This window comes from Streptococcus sp. HMSC034E12 (assembly GCF_001835915.1).
In the GTDB taxonomy this organism is placed as follows: domain Bacteria; phylum Bacillota; class Bacilli; order Lactobacillales; family Streptococcaceae; genus Streptococcus; species Streptococcus vaginalis.
The window spans coordinates 1-21,080 of sequence record NZ_KV826452.1; the positions used below are offsets into that span (position 1 = coordinate 1).

General features: G+C 39.7%; 18 protein-coding genes and 1 tRNA gene. 18 read left to right on the top strand and 1 reads right to left on the bottom strand.

The features are described 5' to 3' along the window. The first annotated feature begins 44 nt into the window (after positions 1 to 44). The 16 genes from HMPREF2574_RS07025 (at position 45) to purH (ending at position 17,101) form a co-directional block, all read left to right on the top strand. A tRNA-Ser gene (locus HMPREF2574_RS07025) sits at positions 45 to 132 on the top strand. 94 nt (positions 133 to 226) lie between these two features. Then, positions 227 to 1,033, top strand: coding sequence for a rod shape-determining protein MreC (gene mreC / locus HMPREF2574_RS07030; protein WP_024052914.1), 807 nt, complete (start codon positions 227 to 229; stop codon positions 1,031 to 1,033). Position 1,034: 1 nt separating this feature from the next. Beyond that, positions 1,035 to 1,535 carry a rod shape-determining protein MreD gene (gene mreD / locus HMPREF2574_RS07035; protein ID WP_024052913.1) on the top strand — a complete coding sequence of 167 codons (501 nt, stop codon included), beginning with the start codon at positions 1,035 to 1,037 and terminating at the stop codon, positions 1,533 to 1,535. Between the two features lie 109 nt (positions 1,536 to 1,644). Further along, complete coding sequence (gene pcsB, locus HMPREF2574_RS07040; RefSeq protein WP_024052912.1) at positions 1,645 to 2,835, top strand: peptidoglycan hydrolase PcsB; 1,191 nt, start codon at positions 1,645 to 1,647, stop codon at positions 2,833 to 2,835. A 132-nt stretch (positions 2,836 to 2,967) separates the two neighbouring features. After that, the gene (locus HMPREF2574_RS07045; RefSeq protein ID WP_070812367.1) at positions 2,968 to 3,936 is read left to right on the top strand and encodes a ribose-phosphate diphosphokinase; all 969 of its coding nucleotides are present in this window, start codon (positions 2,968 to 2,970) and stop codon (positions 3,934 to 3,936) included. Between the two features lie 154 nt (positions 3,937 to 4,090). Next, positions 4,091 to 5,278 carry a pyridoxal phosphate-dependent aminotransferase gene (locus HMPREF2574_RS07050; protein WP_070812368.1) on the top strand — a complete coding sequence of 396 codons (1,188 nt, stop codon included), beginning with the start codon at positions 4,091 to 4,093 and terminating at the stop codon, positions 5,276 to 5,278. After that, positions 5,256 to 6,029 carry a DNA repair protein RecO gene (gene recO, locus HMPREF2574_RS07055; protein WP_024052909.1) on the top strand — a complete coding sequence of 258 codons (774 nt, stop codon included), beginning with the start codon at positions 5,256 to 5,258 and terminating at the stop codon, positions 6,027 to 6,029. Before HMPREF2574_RS07050 ends, recO begins: the two co-directional genes overlap by 23 nt. Then, complete coding sequence (gene plsX / locus HMPREF2574_RS07060; RefSeq protein WP_070241458.1) at positions 6,026 to 7,024, top strand: phosphate acyltransferase PlsX; 999 nt, start codon at positions 6,026 to 6,028, stop codon at positions 7,022 to 7,024. Before recO ends, plsX begins: the two co-directional genes overlap by 4 nt. Next, positions 7,021 to 7,266: an acyl carrier protein gene (locus HMPREF2574_RS07065; protein WP_024052907.1), complete on the top strand. Its 246-nt coding sequence runs from the start codon at positions 7,021 to 7,023 to the stop codon at positions 7,264 to 7,266. The genes plsX and HMPREF2574_RS07065 overlap by 4 nt, the downstream gene beginning before the upstream one ends. 158 nt (positions 7,267 to 7,424) lie before the next feature. Next, positions 7,425 to 8,132, top strand: coding sequence for a phosphoribosylaminoimidazolesuccinocarboxamide synthase (gene purC / locus HMPREF2574_RS07070; RefSeq protein WP_024052906.1), 708 nt, complete (start codon positions 7,425 to 7,427; stop codon positions 8,130 to 8,132). A 51-nt stretch (positions 8,133 to 8,183) separates the two neighbouring features. After that, positions 8,184 to 11,909 carry a phosphoribosylformylglycinamidine synthase gene (locus HMPREF2574_RS07075; protein ID WP_070812369.1) on the top strand — a complete coding sequence of 1,242 codons (3,726 nt, stop codon included), beginning with the start codon at positions 8,184 to 8,186 and terminating at the stop codon, positions 11,907 to 11,909. Between the two features lie 123 nt (positions 11,910 to 12,032). Then, positions 12,033 to 13,490 (top strand): amidophosphoribosyltransferase, encoded by a 1,458-nt coding sequence (purF, locus tag HMPREF2574_RS07080; RefSeq protein ID WP_024052904.1) that lies wholly within the window; start codon positions 12,033 to 12,035, stop codon positions 13,488 to 13,490. Positions 13,491 to 13,492: 2 nt separating this feature from the next. Further along, a complete protein-coding gene (locus HMPREF2574_RS07085) occupies positions 13,493 to 13,774 on the top strand; it encodes a hypothetical protein (protein ID WP_024052903.1) in 282 nt (93 codons plus the stop codon). Continuing rightward, a complete protein-coding gene (purM, locus tag HMPREF2574_RS07090; protein WP_070812370.1) occupies positions 13,734 to 14,759 on the top strand; it encodes a phosphoribosylformylglycinamidine cyclo-ligase in 1,026 nt (341 codons plus the stop codon). Before HMPREF2574_RS07085 ends, purM begins: the two co-directional genes overlap by 41 nt. After that, positions 14,759 to 15,313: a phosphoribosylglycinamide formyltransferase gene (gene purN / locus HMPREF2574_RS07095; protein ID WP_070812371.1), complete on the top strand. Its 555-nt coding sequence runs from the start codon at positions 14,759 to 14,761 to the stop codon at positions 15,311 to 15,313. The genes purM and purN overlap by 1 nt, the downstream gene beginning before the upstream one ends. A gap of 240 nt (positions 15,314 to 15,553) precedes the next feature. Then, positions 15,554 to 17,101, top strand: a complete 1,548-nt coding sequence (gene purH / locus HMPREF2574_RS07100) for a bifunctional phosphoribosylaminoimidazolecarboxamide formyltransferase/IMP cyclohydrolase (RefSeq protein ID WP_024052900.1) — start codon at positions 15,554 to 15,556, stop codon at positions 17,099 to 17,101. A gap of 58 nt (positions 17,102 to 17,159) precedes the next feature. Here the strand turns inward: purH and HMPREF2574_RS07105 are convergent, their stop codons facing one another. Next, positions 17,160 to 19,094 carry a GBS Bsp-like repeat-containing protein gene (locus HMPREF2574_RS07105; RefSeq protein ID WP_070812372.1) on the bottom strand — a complete coding sequence of 645 codons (1,935 nt, stop codon included), beginning with the start codon at positions 19,092 to 19,094 and terminating at the stop codon, positions 17,160 to 17,162. Between the two features lie 194 nt (positions 19,095 to 19,288). On the opposite strand from HMPREF2574_RS07105, the gene purD reads away from it, so the two are divergent. Next, complete coding sequence (gene purD / locus HMPREF2574_RS07110; RefSeq protein WP_070812373.1) at positions 19,289 to 20,554, top strand: phosphoribosylamine--glycine ligase; 1,266 nt, start codon at positions 19,289 to 19,291, stop codon at positions 20,552 to 20,554. Further along, positions 20,544 to 20,969, top strand: a complete 426-nt coding sequence (locus HMPREF2574_RS07115; RefSeq protein WP_070812374.1) for a 2-thiouracil desulfurase family protein — start codon at positions 20,544 to 20,546, stop codon at positions 20,967 to 20,969. Before purD ends, HMPREF2574_RS07115 begins: the two co-directional genes overlap by 11 nt. The last annotated feature ends 111 nt before the right edge of the window (positions 20,970 to 21,080 follow it).

Below are 21,080 nucleotides of genomic sequence, written 5' to 3' on the forward strand. Positions count from 1 at the left end.
GTGAGGTCGGTGGTTCGAGTCCACTCGTGCCCATAATAATTTTTGGAGAATTACTCAAGAGGCTGAAGAGGACGGTTTGCTAAATCGTTAGGTCGGGTAACTGGCGCGGGGGTTCGAATCCCCCATTCTCCGTATGTAAGGAGTGTAGCGATAGCTATCTCCTTTTCTGTTATCTGTGAATCTTGTGTGATAGATATTGTATCTATTTTGGAGTAGAGTGAATCATATGAAAAAATCCAAATTTCTTATTATGACTGCTGTTTTGATAATAATAACTTCTGTACTTTTGGTTACTACTCGTTCTTTAGGTGTGGTGAATGCAACTTCTAATGTTGTTTCTATTTTGGATAATATTATTTCAAAACCATTTAATTTTTTGGTGGATGTTAAATCAGATTTGACTGATTTATCACGGACATATAAAGAAAACAAGCAATTAAAAAAAGCTTTATTTAAAGCAGAAGAACAATCTGCTGATTCAGCTTCATTAAAAGATGAAAATGCTCAATTAAGACAGCTATTAGAAATGAAAAATCTTTATGAGTCAAAAAAAACGGTTTCATCTGATGTTATTATGCGTATGCCGGTTTCTTGGTTATCTGAATTAACTGTCAATGCTGGTCGTCAAAATGGAATTCAAAATACAATGCTAGCGGTGGCAAACGGTGGCTTGATTGGTAGTGTGAAAGATGTCGCTTCTCATTCTAGCCAAGTAAATCTTTTAACAAATAATAAAAATGTTGATAATATTTCAGTAAGAATTCAAACGGAGACAAGTACAATTTATGGTGTGATTGTTGGCTACAGTAAAGAAAAATCTGCTTTTATTATCAGTCAGTTAAATAGTTCGGATGCCATTAAAAAAGGTGAGAAAGTTGTGACCAGTGGTTTAGGAACGTACAACATTCCTAATATTCCGGTTGGAACAGTCCTTTCTGTTACTGAAAAATCGGACCATTTAACAAAAGAAGTCTTTGTAAAACCAAGTACGGATTTATCAGATATTCGTGTGGTGACATTAGTAGGAAATTGATATGAAATTTTTTAAAAGCTACATTTTACCCTTTTTGGTTTTATTTGTTGTGATGTTAGTAGATGGCCATCTTTCAAATCTTTTGACTAATTTATTTCCAAATAATATCCACTTACTAAGTCATCTTTTGCTTATCTTTATTTTGTATATTTCGATAAATCTTTCAGAAAATACTAATTTTACCATGTTGCTGTTAATTGGTTTATTGTATGATGCGTATTATTTTCATGTTATCGGCATTTCGACACTATTGTTGCCTTTAGCGGGGATTGTTATTAGTAAATATAATTCTGTTTTGATGTCTAATCGAGTTAGTCGTTTTTTTACAGTTGCCATTTTAGTATTTTTCTTTGAGGTGGCTACATTCGCTTTGGCAAATGTTACCCATCTAGTTCAAATGTCTTTTGCAGATTTTGTCGTTTATACAATTGCTCCGACAATGGTCTCAAATTTACTATTCTTTTTGTTGCTTCAACCAATTTTGGAGAAGATATATTTATGATAAGATTTTATGATGAATTGGCAATAGAAATGTAATAAAGGCGTAACATACTCAGCGCCTTTTTTTGTTATACTTATAATTGTCTTATTGAATAGGAGTATAATCGTTTATGAAGAAAAAATTACTTACATCAATTTTATTAAGTACAATGGTTCTTGCACAGGGAGTATCTCTTGTAAATGTACATGCAGATTCTACTGATGACAAGATTGCTGCACAAGATAGTAAAATTAATAGTTTGAATGATCAACAAAAATCAGCTCAAGCTCAAGTAGATCAAATTCAAGCTCAAGTTTCATCTATTCAATCTCAACAAGAAAAATTGAAAGCTGAAAACGAAAAACTTCAAGCTGAATCAACAAAATTATCGGCTGAAATCGAAACGTTGTCTAAGAATATTGTAGCGCGTAATGAATCATTGGCTAATCAAGCACGTAGTGCTCAAACGAGCGGTACAGCTACAAGCTATATCAATACAATTGTAAATTCAAAATCGATTACAGAAGCTATTTCACGTGTTTCTGCGATGAGTGAAATTGTTTCAGCAAACAATAAAATGTTGGAACAACAAAAGCAAGATAAAAAAGCTATTTCTGAAAAACAAGTAGCAAATAATGAAGCGATAAATACTGTTATCGCAAATCAACAAACACTTGCAAATGATGCAAAAACATTGTCTACTAAGCAAGCTGAACTAAAAGCAGCGCAGTTGAATCTTGCTGCGGAAAAAGCAACTGCTGAAGGTGAAAAGAACTCATTGTTGGCACAAAAAGCAGCGGCACAAAAGGCAGCTGAAGAGGCAGCAGCACAAGAAGCAGCTTATAAAGCACAACAAGTGGCGCAAGAACAAGCTGTAGCTTCTTCTGCTAATACAAGTTTGGCAGCACAAGTACAAGCTGTAAACAACAATAGTGGTGTAGCAGCAACAACTACTACTAGAACTGTGAGCCGTCCTACATATAGTTCATCTGCTTCAACTTATCCAGTTGGTCAATGTACATGGGGAGCAAAAACATTAGCTCCGTGGGCTGGTGATTATTGGGGCAATGGGGCTCAATGGGCAGCAAGTGCGGCTGCAGCTGGTTTCCGTACAGGTTCAACACCTCAAGTAGGTGCGATCATTTCATGGAACGATGGTGGTTATGGACACGTTGCTGTTGTAACAGCTGTTCAATCAGCTACAAGTATTCAAGTATCTGAAGCAAATTATGCAGGTAATCAAGCTATTGGAAATTATCGTGGTTGGTTCAATCCAGCTGTTGCAGGACAAGGTTCATTTACTTACATCTATCCAAATTAATGAATATAAAAATAAAAAGCGCATCTTGCGTTTTTTATTTTTAATTGAAAAATTCACTAAAAAGGGTTACAATGTTAAGTGGAGAAATTTGTAACTGATTTACAAAGAAACGAATATATACTGGAGGAAATCATGTCGTTTTCTGATTTAAAGCTTTTTGCTCTTTCATCTAACCAGGAACTGGCTAAACGTGTTGCTCAAGAGATTGGTATGGAGCTTGGAAAGTCAACTGTGCGTCAATTTTCTGATGGGGAGATTCAAGTAAATATCGAAGAATCTATCCGCGGAAAACATGTTTTTATCTTGCAGTCAACGAGCTCGCCCGTCAATGATAATTTGATGGAAATTTTAATCATGGTGGATGCTTTAAAGCGTGCAAGTGCTGAATCAATCAATGTTGTAATGCCTTATTATGGCTATGCTCGTCAAGACCGAAAGGCACGTGCTCGTGAGCCAATTACTTCAAAATTAGTTGCAAATATGTTGCAAGTGGCTGGTGTTGATCGTTTGCTGACAATTGATTTACATGCGGCTCAAATTCAAGGATTTTTTGATATTCCAGTAGATCATCTTATGGGGGCTCCTCTCATTGCGGATTATTTTGAACGTCGTGGGATGACAGGTAGCGATTATGTAGTTGTTAGCCCTGACCACGGTGGTGTGACGCGCGCTCGTAAATTAGCTGAATTTTTGAAAACACCGATTGCTATTATTGATAAGCGTCGTAGTGTAGATAAGATGAATACGAGTGAAGTGATGAATATCATCGGTAAAGTAGAAGGCAAAACTTGTATTTTAATTGACGATATGATTGATACAGCTGGGACAATTTGCCATGCTGCTGATGCACTTGCTGATGCAGGTGCGGTAGAAGTTTATGCAAGCTGTACTCATCCAGTACTTTCGGGCCCTGCTATGGATAATATTCAAAAATCAGCGATTAAAAAATTGGTCGTGTTAGATACAATTTATTTGTCGGAAGAACGTTTAATTGATAAAATTGAACAAATTTCAATTGCTCATCTTTTGGCAGAGGCGATTGTACGTATCCATGAAAAACGTCCTCTTTCGCCATTATTTGAAACTTTAACGGCTCTTTAATGTAAGAACATCTAGATAGGAATCACTCTAATAGCTGGAGTGATTCTTTTGCTTCAATCAGATGATAAGTGATGAATTTTCTCAATATTATGATATTTTTGCTATGACTTAGGTTTTATAGTATAATAGTTCTATCAGATTTTGGAGGTAAAATATGGATTTGACGAAACGTTTTAACAAAAATTTAGATAAAATTGAAGTTTCTTTGATTCGGCAATTTGATCAATCTATTTCGAGCATTTCTGGAGTTCTTCGTTTGACATTGGGAGAGCCTGATTTTACAACTCCAGATCATGTAAAAGAAGCTGCGAAAGCGGCAATTGATGCAAACGAGAGTCATTATACGGGCATGAGTGGGTTGTTAGAATTGCGTCAGGCAGCCAGTCAATTTGTAAACGAAAAATACAATCTTTCTTATGATCCTGAAACAGAAATTTTAGTGACAATTGGGGCAACCGAAGCTTTATCTGCTACGTTGACAGCTATCTTAGAAGAAGGAGACAAGGTACTTTTGCCTGCACCTGCTTATCCAGGATATGAACCAATTGTGAATCTTGTGGGAGCAGAAATTGTCGAGATTGATACCACAGAAAATGACTTTGTTTTAACACCTGAAATGCTGGAAAAGGCTATCTTGAAGCAAGGTAATCAGCTTAAAGCGGTGATTTTGAATTATCCAGCTAATCCGACAGGAGTAACTTATTCACGAGAACAAATGGCTGCGTTAGCCGATGTATTGAAAAAGTATGACGTCTTTGTTGTTTGCGATGAAGTGTACTCTGAGCTGACTTATACCGAGCAACCACATGTATCTATTGCAGAATTTTTACCAGAGCAAACGATTGTGATTAATGGTTTGTCTAAATCGCATGCGATGACAGGCTGGCGTCTAGGTTTCACCTTTGCCCCAGCTGCTTTTACGGCTCAATTGATTAAAAGTCACCAATATTTGGTGACAGCCGCAAACACGATGGCTCAATTTGCAGGAGTGGAGGCATTGACAGCGGGTAAAGACGATGCAGAGCCAATGAAAAGGGAATATATTGAGCGTCGCGATTACATTATCGAAAAAATGACAGAATTGGGCTTTAAGATTATCAAGCCAGATGGTGCATTTTACATTTTTGCCAAAATTCCAGCTGGCTATAATCAAGATTCTTTTGCTTTTTTGAAGGATTTTGCACAAAAAAAAGCAGTTGCTTTCATTCCTGGTGCTGCTTTTGGTCAGTATGGGGAAGGTTATGTACGTCTTTCTTATGCGGCCAGCATGGATACGATAAAAAAAGCTATGAAGCGGCTTGAGGAATATATGGAGGAGTATGCTGAAATCCATCACAAGTAAAGGTTTGGTTCTCTATAATCGTAATTTCCGAGAAAATGATAAACTGGTCAAAATTTTCACAGAGCAAGCTGGTAAGCGAATGTTTTTCGTGAAACATGCTAGAAATTCTAAGTTGAATCCGGTTGTCCAACCATTGGTAGTGGCCGATTTTTTGATGAAAATAAATGATGACGGTTTGAGTTATATCGATGATTATCAAGAGGTTACGACTTTCCAGCATATCAATCATGATTTGTTTACAATGGCTTATGCAACTTATGTGGTAGCTCTGGCAGACGCCAGTATTCAGGATAATAAAATAGATTCGGCTCTCTTTGCTTTTTTGCAAAAAACGTTGGAATTGATGGAGCAGGGCTTGGATTATGAGGTGCTGACCAATATTTTTGAAATTCAAATTTTGTCACGTTTTGGAATTTATTTGAATTTCCATGAATGCTGCTTTTGCCACCGAGTAGGATTGCCGTTTGATTTTTCTTTTACTTATAACGGCGTTTTATGCTCGGAACATTACAACAAAGACGAGAGACGGAGTCATTTGGATCCCAACATTCCTTACTTATTAGACCAATTTCAAGCGATTCAATATAGTGAATTGGAGACCATTTCTTTGAATCCTGAGTTAAAACGACAATTACGAAAAGTGATTGATCAAATTTATGAAGAATATGTTGGGATTCATCTAAAGCCAAAAAAATTTATTGATTCTCTGGGAGACTGGGGAGAAATTTTAAAGAATAAGGAGTCGAAATGAAAAAAATAGCGATTGATGCCATGGGTGGCGATTATGCTCCACAATCTATTGTAGAGGGAGTCAATCAAGCACTGAACGATTTTTCGGATATTGAAGTCATTCTTTATGGAGATGAAGCAAAAATCAAGCAGTATTTAACAGTAGCTGAGCGGGTTCGTATTGTTCATACAGATGAAAAAATCAATTCAGATGATGAGCCAACTAAAGCAATTCGCAAGAAGAAAAATGCTAGTATGGTGCTGGCAGCAAAGGCAGTAAAGGACGGAGAAGCAGATGCGGTACTTTCTGCTGGAAATACGGGAGCGCTTTTGGCTGCGGGATTCTTCATCGTCGGACGTATCAAGAATATTGATCGTCCAGGTTTGATGTCCACATTACCAACGACAGATGGCAAAGGCTTTGATATGTTGGATTTGGGGGCTAATGCGGAAAATACAGCTCATCATTTACATCAGTATGCTATTTTAGGGTCATTTTATGCTGAAAATGTCCGTGGAATCAAACAACCACGCGTAGGGCTTTTAAACAATGGGACGGAAGCGAGCAAGGGTGATTCGCTTCGTAAGGAAGTGTATGATTTGTTAGTAGCGGACTCCTCGCTAAATTTCATTGGAAATGTGGAAGCGCGTGATTTAATGGATCATGTAGCAGACGTTGTGGTAGCGGACGGATTTACAGGTAATGCTGTGTTAAAATCCATGGAGGGAACAGCCATGGGAATTATGAGTCAGCTCAAGAAATCCATTTTGAACGGTGGCTGGAAAGCAAAACTAGGTGCAGTGTTGCTGAAAGACAGTCTAAAGTCTTTGAAGAGTAGTTTAAATTATTCTGATGTAGGCGGTGCTGTTTTATTTGGAGTAAAAGCACCTGTTGTGAAAACACATGGAGCGAGCGATGCAAAAGCAGTTTATAGCACGATTCGTCAAATTTGTACAATGTTGGAAACGGATGTTGTAGGAAAAGCAGTAAATGAATTTTCGGGAGGGGCAGAATGACAGAACAAGAAATTTACGAAAGAATCGTAGAAATTATTCAGGAAAGTCGTGGTGAGGGATTTCAAGTTTCTCAAACACTTAGTTTGAAAGATGACTTACAAGCAGATTCTGTTGATTTGATGGAATTTATTCTAACTGTGGAAGATGAATTTGGTATTGAAATTTCAGACGAAGATATAGATGAGTTGAAGAATGTGAGTGATGTTATCGCTTGTGTGCAGAAAAATTTGAAGGAAGCATAAAAACGAACTTTTTATTGACTAAATAAAGAAAATATGAGAAAACAGCTGAAACCCCAGCTGTTTTTTTGATGTTTGCGAATATTGTACGGTATTTTCTTGAAAATCCTTTTTGAATATGATAGACTTAAGTCAGAAAAATGTGAAAGGCGAATATTGAAATGACAAGTGATTTGTTATATTCGGGAAAAGCTAAAGATTTATTTTTGACAGATGATGAAAATCTTATTATTGCACATTACAAAGACCAAGCGACCATGCTTAATGGTGCTCGTAAAGAGACGATTAAAGGTAAAGGCGTTCTTAATAATCAAATCTCATCTTTCATTTTTACGAAATTGAATGAAGCAGGTGTGACAACTCACTTTGTTAAACAATTGTCAGAAACCGAACAATTGAATAAAAAGGTGGATATCATTCCACTTGAAGTTGTTTTGCGTAATGTCACTGCAGGCTCATTCTCAAAACGTTTTGGGGTAGAGGAAGGAATTAAATTAGATACTCCAATCGTTGAATTTTACTACAAAAATGATGATTTGGATGACCCATTTATCAATGATGAGCACGTAAAATTCCTTGGCATTGCAAGTGGTGAAGATATTGCTTATATCAAAGCAGAAACACGTCGTATTAATGACCTTTTGAAAGATTGGTTTAGCCAAATTGGTCTTAATTTGATTGATTTCAAATTGGAATTTGGTAAAGACAAAGATGGCAAAATTATTCTTGCGGATGAATTTTCACCAGATAACTGCCGTCTTTGGGATGCTGAAGGTCATCACATGGATAAAGATGTTTTCCGTCGTGATTTAGGTAGTTTGACAGATGTTTACGAAGTTGTCCTTGAAAAACTCAAAGGGCTTAACTAAAAACTGTGATTTCTAATTAAGTAGAAAGAAGAATTCTAAAAAGGGTAAAAAATGAATAAACGAATTTTCGTTGAGAAAAAATCAAATTTTAACATTAAGGCTCAGGCGCTTGTTAAAGAACTCAAACACAATCTTCAATTAACAAGTTTAACTGATTTACGCATTATTCAAGTTTACGATGTTTTTTATTTAGCAGATTCGCTTTTCGAACGTGCTGAAAAACACATTTTTTCTGAACAAGTAACGGATAATATTTTGGCTGAGAGTGATGTGGTTGCTGAACTTTCTAACTATGCTTTCTTTGCTATTGAATCACTTCCAGGTCAATTTGACCAACGTGCAGCGTCATCACAAGAAGCATTGCTTCTTCTTGGCAGCAGTAATGATGTAACAGTTAATACGGCTCAACTTTATCTTGTTAACAAGGATATTGATACTGCTGAACTTGATACGGTAAAAAATTATTTACTTAATCCAGTAGATTCTCGTTTTAAAGATATTACGACAGGAATTGCATCGCAAGCATTTTCAGAGTCGGACAAAACGATTCCAAATCTTGATTTCTTCAAGACTTATACAGTGGCAGAATTTGCTGATTATAAAGCTGAACAAGGTTTGGCGATGGAAGTTGATGACCTTGTCTTTATCCAAGAGTACTTCAAATCAATTGGGCGCGTGCCAACGGAAACAGAATTGAAAGTTTTGGATACTTATTGGTCAGACCATTGCCGCCACACAACTTTCGAAACTGAGCTTAAACATATTGATTTCTCAGCGTCTAAATTCCAAAAACAATTACAGACAACTTATGATAAATATATTGCTATGCGTGCTGAACTTGGACGTTCTGAAAAGCCACAAACATTGATGGACATGGCGACAATCTTTTGTCGTTATGAACGTACGAATGGTCGTTTGGACGATATGGAAGTGTCAGACGAGATCAATGCTTGTTCGGTTGAAATCGAAGTTGATGTGAACGGTGTTAAAGAACCATGGCTTTTGATGTTCAAGAATGAAACACACAATCACCCAACAGAAATTGAACCATTTGGTGGTGCCGCAACGTGTATCGGTGGTGCAATCCGCGACCCATTGTCAGGACGTTCTTATGTTTATCAAGCAATGCGTATTTCAGGTGCTGGTGATATTACAACACCGATTGCTGAGACGCGTGCCGGCAAATTGCCGCAGCAAGTGATTTCTAAGACAGCGGCACATGGTTATTCTTCATATGGGAATCAAATAGGACTTGCGACTACCTATGTCAAAGAGTACTTCCATCCAGGCTTCGTTGCTAAGCGTATGGAGCTAGGTGCTGTTGTCGGTGCAGCACCAAAAGAAAATGTCGTGCGTGAAAAACCAGAAGCTGGTGATGTGGTTATTCTTCTCGGTGGTAAAACAGGCCGTGACGGTGTCGGTGGAGCCACAGGATCATCTAAGGTTCAAACCGTTGAATCTGTTGAAACAGCTGGCGCAGAAGTTCAAAAAGGGAATGCCATTGAAGAACGGAAGATTCAACGTCTTTTCCGCAATGGCAATGTCACTCGTCTCATCAAGAAATCAAATGACTTTGGTGCTGGCGGCGTCTGTGTGGCTATTGGTGAATTGGCAGATGGTCTTGAAATTGACTTGGACAAAGTGCCACTAAAATACCAAGGTCTTAACGGTACCGAAATTGCCATTTCTGAGTCACAAGAACGCATGGCTGTTGTTGTTCGTCCAAGTTATGTGGACGCCTTTATTGCAGCATGTCATAAAGAGAACATTGATGCAGTTGTTGTCGCGACTGTTACTGAAAAACCAAACCTTGTCATGACTTGGAATGGTGAAACCATCGTTGACTTGGAACGTGCCTTCCTTGATACTAACGGTGTGCGCGTGGTGGTTGATGCTAATGTTGTGGATAAGGATGTTGCCCTTCCTGAGGTGCGTACAACATCAGCAGTAACACTTGAAGCAGACATAGTGAAAGTTCTGTATGACCTTAACCACGCTAGTCAAAAAGGTTTGCAAACTATCTTTGATAGTTCTGTTGGTCGTTCAACGGTTAACCATCCGATTGGTGGTCGTTATCAAATCACACCAACAGAAAGTTCAGTTCAAAAACTTCCTGTTCAAAACGGTGTCACAACGACAGCTTCTGTCATGGCACAGGGATTCAATCCTTATATTGCAGAGTGGTCACCTTATCATGGTGCAGCTTACGCTGTTATTGAAGCAACAGCTCGCTTGGTAGCAACAGGTGCTGATTGGTCTCGTGCGCGTTTCTCTTACCAAGAATACTTTGAACGCATGGATAAACAAGCGGATCGTTTTGGTCAGCCAGTAGCTGCTCTGCTTGGTTCGATCGAGGCACAAATCCAACTTGGTTTACCATCAATCGGTGGTAAAGATTCAATGTCTGGTACCTTTGAAGAATTGACAGTACCACCAACATTGGTTGCCTTTGGTGTGACAACAGCTGATAGTCGTAATGTTCTTTCGCCAGAATTTAAAACAGCTGGTGAATACATTTACTACATTCCAGGGCAAGCTATTTCACAAGAGATTGATTTTGACTTGATTAAAGCTAACTTTGCTAAATTTGAAGCGATTCAAAAAGCACATCCTATCACATCAGCTTCAGCTGTTAAATACGGTGGTGTGGTGGAAAGTTTGGCACTTGCTGCTTTTGGTAACCATATCGGTGCTAAAGTAGAATTGACAGAGCTTGAGACTAGTTTGATAGCACAACTCGGTGGCTTTATCTTTACATCTACTGAAGAAATTGTTGAAGTTAACAAAATAGGTGAAACTACAGCTGACTTTACACTTACTGTCAACGGTGTCAACCTTGCGGGCGATAAACTTTTGTCAGCCTTTGAAAGCAAACTCGAAGATGTTTACCCAACTGAATTTGAACAAAGTACTAAACTTGAAGATGTTCCAGCAGTTGCTTCAGATGCAGTGATTAAAACAAGTAAGAAAGTAGCAGAGCCACTTGTTTACATTCCAGTCTTTCCTGGTACAAATTCAGAATATGATTCAGCAAAAGCCTTTGAACAAGCTGGAGCAAAAGTGAATTTGGTTCCGTTCGTAACACTTGATGAGGCAGCCATTGAGACTTCAGTTGACACAATGGTTGACAACATCTGTAAAGCAAATATTATTTTCTTTACAGGAGGTTTCTCGGCTGCTGATGAACCAGACGGTTCGGCTAAATTCATTGTCAACATCTTGTTGAACCAAAAAGTTCGCGCAGCTATTGACAGCTTTATTGAAAAAGGTGGCCTTATCATCGGCATCTGTAATGGATTCCAAGCACTTGTGAAATCAGGACTGCTTCCATACGGTAACTTTGAAGATGCGACTGAAACAAGCCCGACACTTTTCCACAATGATGCTAACCAACATGTGGCGAAAATGGTTGAGACACGTATTGCCAATACCAATTCACCATGGCTTCTTGGTGTCAAAGTTGGTGATATTCATGCTATTCCAGTATCACATGGTGAAGGGAAATTTGTCGTGACGGAAGAGGAATTTGCAGAACTCCGTGACAACGGACAAATCTTCAGCCAATACGTGGATTTTGATGGCAAACCAAGCATGGATTCTAAATACAATCCAAACGGCTCTATTAATGCGATTGAAGGGATTACCAGCAAGAACGGTCAAATCATTGGTAAAATGGGACATTCAGAACGCTGGGAAGACGGTCTTTTCCAAAATATCCCAGGAAATAAAGACCAACACTTGTTCCGTAGCGCTGTGAAATACTTTACAGGGGAATAATCAAGCACAGCAGTTGATATGCTGTACTGAACACGGGCTAAGCAATGTATCAAAAAGAACTTAGAAAAACAGGATTTCTTCTATTTTGATTAGATGCTTAATGGCCTTTGTATCGAGGTAAAAATGACATACGAAGTGAAATCTCTTAATGAAGAATGTGGAGTTTTTGGGATTTGGGGACATCCTCAAGCTGCTCAAGTGACTTATTTTGGACTCCATAGTCTTCAACACCGCGGTCAGGAAGGTGCTGGTATCGTGACAAACGATAAGGGCAAACTTCTTCAGTACCGTAATACAGGTCTACTTTCAGAAGTATTTAAAAATCCTGCCGATTTGGAAAAATTGACTGGGCATGCTGCAATTGGACATGTTCGCTATGCGACAGCAGGCTCGGCTTCTATTAACAACATTCAGCCATTTCTTTACAATTTTACAGATGAACAGTTTGGCCTTTGTCATAATGGAAATCTGACAAATGCTTTGTCACTGAAAAAAGAACTGGAGGACCAAGGAGCGATTTTTAATGCTTCGTCTGATACTGAAATTCTAATGCATTTAATTCGTCGCAGTCATAATCCAGAATTTCTCGGAAAAGTAAGGGAGGCATTGAACACTGTCAAAGGTGGCTTTGCTTACCTTTTGATGACAGAAGATAAGTTGATTGCTGCGCTTGACCCAAATGGTTTTCGTCCCTTGTCAATTGGGCAAATGGCAAATGGTGCTTGGGTGGTATCAAGTGAAACGTGTGCCTTTGAAGTGGTTGGTGCTAAATGGGTTCGTGATGTAAAACCAGGAGAACTTGTTATCATTGATGACAATGGCATTCGGTACGATACCTACACGACGGACACTCAGCTTGCCATTTGCTCGATGGAATACGTGTATTTTGCACGGCCTGACAGTGATATTTACGGTGTTAATGTCCACACCGCCCGTAAAAATATGGGAAAGCGTCTGGCACAGGAATTCCAGCATGAAGCAGATATCGTTGTTGGGGTGCCGAATTCATCACTTTCAGCAGCAATGGGATTTGCTGAAGAATCAGGTCTCCCAAATGAAATGGGCTTGGTGAAAAATCAGTACACACAACGTACTTTCATTCAACCGACACAAGATTTGCGTGAGCAAGGTGTTCGCATGAAGCTCTCAGCCGTATCTGGTGTTGTTAAAGGTAAGCGCGTAGTTATGATTGATGATTCTATCGTACGTGGAACAACATCACGCCGTATCGTTCGTTTGCTTCGTGAAGCTGGTGCAACAGAAGTTCATGTGGCAATCGGTAGTCCAGAATTGAAATACCCATGTTTCTACGGTATCGATATTCAAAATCGCCGTGAATTGATTTCAGCTAATCATACCAAAGATGAAGTTTGTGAGATTATTGGTGCTGATAGCTTGACTTACTTGTCAATTGACGGTTTGATTGACTCAATTGGTCTTGAAACTGATGCACCAAATGGTGGGCTTTGCGTTGCTTACTTTGATGGGAATTACCCTACCCCTCTTTATGATTATGAAGAAGAGTACCTTCGAAGTTTAGAGGAAAAGACAAGCTTTTATATTGAAAATGTGAAGAAATAGTAGTGACAAAAATTCTTTCAAGGCTGAAGCGTTTCGTCTTCGCTGAAATCGTCTTGGTGCTTATTGGTCTTGGTAGTGGCATCTGGAATTGGTTTCAACATGGCTTTTCAAAAGCTTGGTTACCAATGTTAGTAGCTGTCATTTTAGGTGTTTCTGCCTGGCAACATCATGGACTTCGAATTGAGTTAGAAAAGCAGATCAAGTTAGAGGACAGCTCTGCTATTTCCAAAGAAAGGAAAGAAAATGACAGAAAACAAAAATGCTTATGCTCAATCTGGTGTTGATGTTGAAGCGGGTTATGAAGTTGTTGCACGTATCAAAAAACACGTTGCGCGCACCGAACGTCTTGGCGTCATGGGCGCTCTTGGCGGTTTTGGTGGGATGTTTGACTTGTCTCAGCTCGACGTGAAAGAACCTGTTTTGATTTCAGGAACTGATGGTGTGGGAACAAAACTCATGCTTGCCATCAAATATGATAAACACGATACAATCGGTCAAGACTGTGTTGCCATGTGTGTCAATGACATCATTGCAGCTGGGGCAGAGCCGCTTTACTTCCTAGATTACATTGCTACGGGTAAAAATGAACCTGCAAAGCTTGAACAAGTCGTTGCAGGTGTTGCGGAAGGTTGTGTTCAATCTGGTGCAGCTCTTATCGGTGGCGAAACGGCTGAGATGCCTGGTATGTATGGTGAAGACGACTATGATTTAGCTGGTTTTGCGGTTGGTGTCGCTGAAAAAAACCAAATCATTGACGGGTCAAAAGTTTCTGATGGTGATGTTCTTCTTGGACTTGCTTCCAGCGGTATTCACTCAAACGGTTATTCGCTTGTCCGTCGTGTCTTTGCTGATTACACAGGTGAAGAAGTGCTTCCAGAACTTGAAGGCAAAAAATTGAAAGAAGTGCTGCTTGAACCAACACGTATCTATGTCAAAGCGGTGCTTCCGCTTATCAAAGAAGAATTGGTTAACGGTATTGCTCACATTACTGGTGGCGGCTTCGTTGAAAATGTTCCACGGATGTTTGCGGATGATTTAGCTGCTGAAATCGAAGAGGATAAAGTTCCGGTTCTTCCAATTTTCAAAGCTCTTGAAAAATATGGTAGCATCAAACACGAAGAAATGTTTGAAATCTTCAACATGGGTATTGGTCTTATGTTGGCAGTTAGTCCTAATAAGGTTGAGCGCGTGAAAGAATTACTTGATGAGCCAGTTTACGAACTTGGGCGTATCGTCAAAAAAGCTGATGCAAGTGTGGTGATGAAATAATGAGCAAAAAAATTGCCGTTTTTGCGAGTGGTAATGGGTCAAATTTTCAAGTCATTGCGGAGCAATTTCCAGTTGAATTTGTCTTTTCAGACCACCGAGATGCATATGTCTTAGAACGTGCAGAAAAACTCGGTGTGACAGCTCATGCTTTTGAACTCAAAGAGTTTGATAATAAAGCAGCTTACGAAGAAGCTATTGTTACTTTGCTTGAAAAATATGATATTGATGTGGTTTGCCTAGCTGGTTATATGAAGATTGTTGGTCCGACTTTGCTAGCAGCTTACGAAGGTCGTATCATCAATATTCACCCAGCTTATCTTCCAGAATTTCCAGGGGCTCATGGTATTGATGATGCTTGGGAAGCAGGTGTTGACCAATCTGGTGTTACCATTCACTGGGTTGACAATGGTGTTGACACGGGAAAAGTGATTAAACAAGTTCGTGTGCCTCGTCTGGCTGATGATACCATTTACAGTTTTGAAGCTCGCATTCATGAAGCAGAGTATAAACTCTATCCAGATGTTTTGGAGAGCTTAAGAGTTAAGAAAAAGTAGTCCGTGTATTTGATAGCGTAGTTAGCTATTAGTATGCTGCCTTATAATGAGATTATGATGATAAAAAAGATTTTGGTGTTTGTATTAACTTTTATTGTCGTTGCCTTTATAGTAAATGTACTTATTTGGTAATCTTGAAAATCCGTTACGCCTTTGCTTGGCTTATTCTATCGGGCTTATTGCCAGTATTGCTATTTAGTGGTTTATATTTTACAAAAAGAAGTAGAAAGTAGGACTGAAATGACAAAACGTGCACTAATCAGTGTTTCAGACAAAGCGGGCATTGTTGAATTTGCTCAAGAATTAAAAAAACTTGGTTGGGATATTATCTCAACTGGCGGAACAAAAGTTACGCTTGATAAAGCAGGCGTTGATACTATCGCCATTGATGATGTAACGGGCTTCCCAGAAATGATGGACGGTCGTGTGAAAACACTTCATCCAAATATTCACGGCGGCCTTTTGGCTCGTCGCGATCTTGACAGTCATCTTCAAGCCGCAAAAGATAACCACATTGAATTGATTGACCTTGTTGTGGTTAACCTTTACCCATTCAAAGAAACTATTCTGAAATCAGATGTGACTTACGCTGATGCGGTTGAAAATATTGATATCGGTGGTCCTTCCATGCTTCGCTCTGCTGCTAAAAACCATGCTAGTGTTACAGTTGTCGTTGACCCAGCTGATTATGCTGTTGTTTTGGATGAATTGTCAGCTAATGGTGAAACAAACTTTGAAACTCGTAGGCGCCTGGCAGCAAAAGTTTTCCGTCATACAGCAGCTTATGACGCTTTAATTGCAGAATATTTCACAAAACAAGTTGGTGAAACAAAACCTGAAAAACTCACAATCACTTACGATTTGAAACAACCAATGCGCTATGGTGAAAACCCTCAACAAGACGCTGATTTCTACCAAAAAGCTTTGCCAACAGATTACTCAATTGCTTCTGCTAAACAATTGAATGGTAAAGAATTGTCATTTAACAACATCCGTGACGCTGACGCTGCAATCCGCATTATCCGTGATTTCAAAGACCGTCCTACTGTTGTTGCCCTTAAACACATGAATCCGTGTGGTATCGGACAAGCTGATGATATTGAAACAGCTTGGGACTACGCTTATGAATCAGACCCAGTTTCAATCTTTGGTGGTATTGTTGTGCTGAATCGTGAAGTTGACGCCGCAACAGCTAAGAAAATGCACGCTATCTTCCTTGAAATCATCATTGCACCAAGTTATTCAGAAGAAGCCCTTGAAATCTTGACAACTAAGAAGAAAAATTTGCGTATTCTTCAATTGACATTTGAAGCTCAAGAAGCTAGCCAAGTTGAAAAAGAATACACGGGTGTTGTTGGTGGGCTGTTGGTTCAAAACCAAGATGTTGTCAAAGAAAATCCAGCTGATTGGAAAGTTGTGACAAAACGTCAACCAACTGACCAAGAAAAAGCAGCACTTGAATTTGCTTGGAAAGCTATCAAATACGTGAAATCAAACGGTATCATCGTAACAAATGGCCATATGACATTGGGTGTTGGTCCTGGTCAAACAAACCGTGTAGCTTCTGTTCGTATCGCTCTTGACCAAGCCAAAGACCGTCTTGACGGTGCGGTTCTTGCTAGTGATGCTTTCTTTCCATTTGCGGATAATGTTGAAGAAATTGCTGCTGCAGGTGTGAAAGCAATCATCCAACCTGGTGGGTCCGTCCGTGACCAAGAATCTATCGATATGGCTGATAAATACGGCATTGCCATGGTGTTTACAGGCGTACGGCATTTTAGACATTGAGAATAGTATAAAAACCTTGGATTGATTTTCCAAGGTTTTTTAAGTTGTTCAGAGGGACTTATTTTGGATAAATGTAACTAACTGCTCCTTGTCCAACTACATGAGGATTGAACCAGCCGCGGAAGTTGCCAATATACTGTTTTCCAGCGTAGTTGGCCTCTTGAATCTGAATGCGTGTGTTTGAGGCAACGTGAGTAACAACTCCAACGTGACCGTAACCACCGTCTGTCCAACAAATAATAGCCCCTACTTGTGGAGCTGTACCGGTTTTAAAACCAGCTCGTCTGGCGCTAGCAGCCCAATCACCACCATTGCCCCAGTAATTGCCAGCCCAAGGTGCAAGAGCTTTGGCGCCCCAAGTGCATTGCCCTTTTGGATAAGTCGTTGCTGCGGCATAATTTGGTTGGAAAGAGATAGCAGGCTTCTCTACTTGATAGCTCGTACCTGTTAGTCCAATTATTTGACCGTTGAGATTGCGGTAAACATGTGTATGGAAAAGGCCACTGCCAGTGTGTTTTTGCGTATCAACTGTGAATTTGTAAATTCCATTTCCAGCTTTAGTAGCGGTGTACCACTGAATATCATCTTGGCCGTTGACTTCAGACCAAGTCGGTAGGCTAATCTTGCCATCGCCGTAAGCATCTGTCACCGTCACCTCATAAAGATAAGTTGAGCGTTTAGCGACAGATACTTTGGTTTTAATTTTTTCTGCGGACATAGCAACCGAATCCGTTGCATAACTATGCTCGCTACCGTCTTTATATTTCACATAAATATGATTGGTGTATGTTCCGGAAAAAACTTGATGATTGCGAATATCAAAGCTTGTCGTAAAGGTTCCATCACCGTGATTAGTGGCTGCATACCACTTGATATTGCTTTGATTGCTCGTGCTCCAAATAGGTACTCGGACGGATTGAATCGGCTTGGACTTTGAAGTTTCACTAACTTTGACGGTATAAGTCCCTTGTTCTTGATTGATATTTTCAACAGAGAAGAATGGTTTTTGCTCTTCTTCAGAAGGCAATTTATCAGCATCAACTTGGGCAGTGATTCCAGCTAAGCCAGTAAACTCTGGTTTGACATAGCTTTCTCCGTAAAGATGAATATGATAAGTTCCTATGTCATAGTTGTGTTTTTTTAGCTCAACTCTAACATTGTAGCTTCCATCAGGATTTTTAGTAGCTGCATACCATTGAAGATCATCCTGTCCGTTGCGGTCAGACCAAGCCGGAACAGTTAGTTTGTAGATTGTTTTAGGAACATTTTTGATCTGAATATCCATGATACCAGGCTCAGGAAAGCTAGTCTGGATAGAAGGATTTGGTTTTTCAAGGTTAAAAGTGGTGTCATTTAATCCAATCATCTTTCCGTTTTTACTTTCATAAGTATGAACATGGTAAACACCGTATCCTTTATGATTGGATAAGTCAATTTCTGTTGTGTCTTGCCCTGCCGTATACCACTTGATGTCATCTTGTCCTTTTTCGTCAGAGCAAACAGCGTGTAAAATATTGGCATTTGTTTGATCTTTGTTTCGAGTAAAGGATATTTGAGCAGTCTTTCCTAAAACGGTTGTAGAAACCGTGCCGCTAGCTGGTTTTTCTACTTTGAAAGTCGTTCCGTTTAAACCAACCATTTTTCCATTGATATTGATATAAGTGTGAACATGAAAGGTTCCATAACCAGTATGCTGACGCAAATCAATAGCTGTAGTGGGTGTCTGAGGCGCAGAATACCATTTGATATCGTCTTGCCCATTTTCATCAGACCAAACAGCGTGGTAAATGGTGTAAGGAACTTGTGTCTGTGAGCGTGTGTAGTTAATAGAAGCTGTATTTCCAGAAACATTGACGGTAATGTTGCTAGCAAGAATTGCTGGATTTGAGCTTTTTTGAGCATTATCTGCTTCCGAGGCTTGAGCAGTTAGTTGAGCAGAAAAAACGCCCAAAATAGTGTTAGATAGTAAAAATAATTGACTGTATTTCTTCATAAATCTCCTTTGAATAAATAATTTGGATAGTTCCATTTAGATTATTCGGGAAAAGATGAAAAAATTGAAAACTGAATTGAAAAATTAGAAATGGTAATGGGATTTCGTTATTATCAAAATATTTTACGATAAATAAAAGTATAAACGAACATTTATGGTATAATTGTTATAAATAATTCGCAAAGAGGTCAATCATGAAACTTTTAGTTGTTGGTTCGGGTGGTCGCGAGCATGCGATTGCTAAGAAGTTGTTGGAGTCACCGCAGGTGGAGCAGGTCTTTGTTGCTCCCGGAAATGACGGGATGACCTTCGACGGTCTTAAGTTGGTTCCGATTGGGATTTCTGAGCATGCAGCGCTGATTGACTTTGTCAAAGAAAATGATATTGCTTGGACTTTCATTGGTCCAGATGACGCTTTAGCTGCAGGTATCGTTGATGATTTTGAAGCCGCCGGTCTCAAGGCTTTTGGACCGACTCGATTGGCTGCGGAACTGGAGTGGTCAAAGGACTTTGCCAAGTCAATCATGAAAAAATACGGTGTGCCGACAGCACGCTATGAAACTTTTTCAGACTTTGAAGCCGCCAAAGCCTATATCGAAAAAGAGGGCGCTCCAATCGTGGTGAAGGCGGACGGCTTAGCCTTGGGGAAAGGTGTGGTAGTCGCTGAAACGGTGGAAGAAGCGGTTGAAGCAGCGCACGAAATGTTGCTGGACAATAAATTCGGCGATTCTGGTGCGCGCGTAGTTATTGAAGAATTTCTTGAAGGAGAAGAGTTTTCTCTTTTTGCCTTTGTTAATAGTGATAAGTTTTACATCATGCCAATAGCTCAGGACCACAAACGTGCTTATGACGGTGACAAGGGTCCTAATACAGGCGGTATGGGTGCTTATGCGTCCGTACCACATTTGCCAGCAAGCGTGGTTGAAACTGCAGTTGACACCATTGTCAAACCAGTGCTGGAGGGGATGATTAAAGAAGGGCGACCTTATATCGGTGTTCTTTATGCTGGTTTGATTCTGACTGCGGACGGTCCCAAGGTCATTGAGTTCAATGCTCGCTTTGGTGATCCAGAGACGCAGGTCATTCTGTCGCGCCTAACCTCTGATTTTGCGCAAAACATCGCGGACATTTTGGAGGGCAAGGAGCCAGATATGACCTGGGCGGACAGCGGTGTGACATTGGGCGTTGTGGTGGCTTCTGAAGGTTATCCACTTGGCTACGAAAAAGGTGTGGTTCTGCCAGAAAAGACCGACGGTGATATCATCACCTACTATGCAGGCGCTAAGTTTGGTGAAAATGGCAAAGCACTGCTGTCCAATGGCGGCCGAGTCTATATGTTAGTCACCACATCTGACAGCGTTTCAGCTGCGCAGGAAAAAATTTACACCCAACTCGACAAACAAGACACGACTGGACTGTTCTACAGAACTGATATTGGGAGCAAGGCTCTTGAAAAATAAAAAATGTATACTAGTTAGTGCCTGTTTGCTTGGAGAAAATTGCAAGTACAATGGAGGCAATAATTATAATCAAGCTGTTATTGACTTTGTTGCGGATAAAGATGTCTTAGTAGTGTGCCCAGAAGTTGCGGGCCGCTTACCAGTTCCAAGAGAGCCAGTAGAGATTTTAAAAGGGCGGCCATGTGATGTCAATGGGAATTTTTATGATAAAGAATTTCAAGTAGGAATTGATCACACATTGTCTAGTTTAGCTGAAAAAAACATTGACTTGGCTATTCTTCAGTCCCGAAGTCCCTCTTGTGGTGTCAACCAGATTTACGATGGTCATTTTTCTAGTCGAAAAATAGAGGGCAGTGGTCTTTTAGGAAAGTTGGTAGCTCAAAGGTCTACAAACCTAGTTAAGAAGATTTTTTAGATGGGATGTTAGCTTTTCCTCGGCTTTTAAGAAAAGATGAGAAGAAAAGCGTAGCATCACACGCAAGAAAGTTCACGACGCCTCTACAGTCTAAGGCAGGCTTGAAAAAGG